This window comes from Daejeonella sp. (assembly GCF_049655485.1).
GTDB lineage: Bacteria > Bacteroidota > Bacteroidia > Sphingobacteriales > Sphingobacteriaceae > Daejeonella.
This window is the reverse complement of the sequence record NZ_JBASJU010000003.1, coordinates 1-2,663: the sequence shown is the minus strand read 5'-3', so window position 1 is coordinate 2,663 and position 2,663 is coordinate 1. Positions and strand designations below refer to the sequence as shown.

General features: G+C 43.3%; 1 protein-coding gene, 1 other RNA gene and 1 pseudogene. All 3 read left to right on the top strand.

All coding sequences use genetic code 11. From position 1 onward, the window contains the following. On the top strand, positions 1-1,164 hold a 1,164-nt coding region (locus tag WBJ10_RS00065; RefSeq protein ID WP_424287396.1), incomplete at its 5' end, for a pyridoxal phosphate-dependent aminotransferase. A gap of 64 nt (positions 1,165-1,228) precedes the next feature. Then, positions 1,229-1,596: a transfer-messenger RNA gene (ssrA, locus tag WBJ10_RS00060) on the top strand. A gap of 336 nt (positions 1,597-1,932) precedes the next feature. Beyond that, a pseudogene (locus tag WBJ10_RS00055) lies at positions 1,933-2,663 on the top strand (tetratricopeptide repeat protein); the annotation flags it as partial.

Below are 2,663 nucleotides of genomic sequence, written 5' to 3'. Positions count from 1 at the left end.
GCCTCACCTATTCGTAAACTTACCCCCTTCGCCGATAAGGCGAAAAAAGATGGAAAGAAAGTCTTTCATTTAAATATTGGACAACCAGATATAGAGACACCTGAAGGCATGTTAAATGCCATTAAGGATATCGAGTTCAAAGTTTGGGCTTATACCCCTTCGGAGGGTACCCTGGCTTATCGAACCAAACTTACGGAATACTATAACAAGCTTAATTACAATATCGAACCTGGTCAGATATTAGTAACCGTCGGTGGTTCTGAAGCAATCACCATCGCAATGCAGGCTTGTGTTAATGAAGGCGATGAAATCATCATTCCTGAGCCCTTCTATGCAAACTATAACGGTTTTGCATGCATGAGTAATGTAGTTGTTAAACCCATCCTGTCGCACATAGAAAACGGTTTTGCCCTTCCGGAGATCAGCGAATTTGAGAAACTGATTACACCGAAAACTAAGGCCATTATCATTTGCAATCCGAATAATCCTACAGGATATCTTTACTCCAGGGAAGAGCTTGAAGCATTGAAAACTCTGTGTTTGAAATATAATCTGTTCTTGTTTTCGGATGAGGCCTACCGTGAATTCTGTTATGATGGTAGGGAGTTCATCTCTCCAATGCACCTTGAGGGTCTTGAAGACTATGTAGTAGTTATGGATACTGTTTCTAAAAGATACAGTGCCTGCGGCGCCCGTCTGGGATGCCTGATTACTAAGAACAAGGACGTTATTGCAGCAGGGTTGAAGTTTGCACAGGCACGCTTAAGCCCGGGAATGGTAGAGCAGATCGCGGCTTCCGCAGCGGTTGACACTCCGGATAGTTACTTTGAAAAAGTAAATAAAGAATACACCCTTCGCCGGGATACATTGGTGAAACGCCTGAATAGTATTGAGGGAGTCTTCTGCCCTAACCCGGGTGGCGCATTTTATGTGGTAGCTAAATTCCCAATCGACAATGCCGATAAATTCTGCCAGTGGATGCTTGAGGAGTTCGAATATGACAATCAGACAGTTATGATGGCTCCTGCAACTGGATTTTACAGTTCGGAAGGCTCTGGCACTAATGAAGTACGATTGGCATACGTTTTGAACATTCAGGATTTGGAATCGGCAATGACTTGTCTGGAGAAAGCACTAGAAGTTTATCCAGGCCGGACAAGCTGATTTTAAGCAAGGATATTGCGCCTATTTCGTATCTTTGTATTATACTTTAGAACCATAAATTAACGGGCCCGACCGGAATTGACAGGATGGAGATAGGTATGTAAGCATGCAGCGCGTTGTGAGACTAGCGCTTAAATCTGAACTCTCAAACCACAATTGGCGAAAATAACTACGCCTTAGCTGCCTAATTTAGAATTAGCATAGCTTTTGTCCCGCTGGGTTCCGCTTTGTAGCTTAGCATCAGGGGCATCGAACAACGAAGCTGGCCAGGGTTTAATGGTGTGATAACCCGGCAAGATAAGACACCTACGGAAGACGGTACAGGCGAGCAGTTGGCCTTCCCCTTCCCGACAATTAAACAACTGCTAAGCATGTAGAAAGCATAATTTGTCCCATGTTTGGACGAGAGTTCGAATCTCTCCGGGTCCACTTGATGATTAAAAAAGCAGGCAGCAGCCTGAGCAAAAGCAAAAGAAACCAAGTCCCGCAGGGCTTGGTTTTTTTGCGTTGCGAAGGATGCCAAATGCGTAGCATTTGCTGCTTTTTGATCCCCTGCACGGGTTAGGAGACGATCAGCGAAGCTAATCTCGGCAACTGACCCACAGCAGTTTGCAAACAGAATTTACAGCCGACACCTGCGGCTGGTGGACGCGTGCTGTGACGAGATCCCCGAATAAATCGGGGAAGAGCCAGAATTTTGTATTTTTGCCTTTCAATCAGCTGATATTGAAAATTCAGAACATTTTTTCTAAAAAGCTCGTTCCCATAATGATAAAAAAACTCCTCCTATTCACCCTTCTATCCCTGGCCTTCAGCCTCCCTTCCAAAGCGAACTTCGATTTCAACAGTAATTGTATAAAAGCCTACGAGGCTATTTTTGATCTGCGCTTGAGCGATGCAAAAGCACTTATACAGAATGAAAAAAGAGTAAATCCAAATAATGGAATAACTATCCTCTTAGATAATTATGTCGACTATTTTACCTTATTGGGAACTGAGAATAAAGTAGACTATGAACGTTTAAAAAATCTTAAATCGAGACGTTTAGAGGCATTAGAGAAGCAAAGTAAGAATTCACCCTACTATCTTTTTGCCCAGGCGGAAATCCACCTGCAATGGGGTATGCTTAAAAGCCGGTTCCAGGATTATACTTCCTCAGGCTTCGACATCAAAAGAGCCGACAACCTGCTTTCTGAAAATGCAGCTAAATATCCTGCATTCTTACCCAACCGAAAAAGTTCAGGACTTATTGATGTAATTTTTGGCTCCATTCCCTCGAATCTTAAAGGCCTGTTTTCAACCCTGGGGATTAGTGGGAATGCCAGTTCAGGAATAAGGACTTTAGAATCATTGGCATCTACCATCTCGAGATCTCCCTATAGCTTTTACAAGGATGAAGTCGTATTCTTCCTTTGTTACATCGAAACCGACCTTGTCCATAACAAATCCAATTATAACAAGATCATGAGCGTGACGGCAAGCATGAACGACAGCAGTCT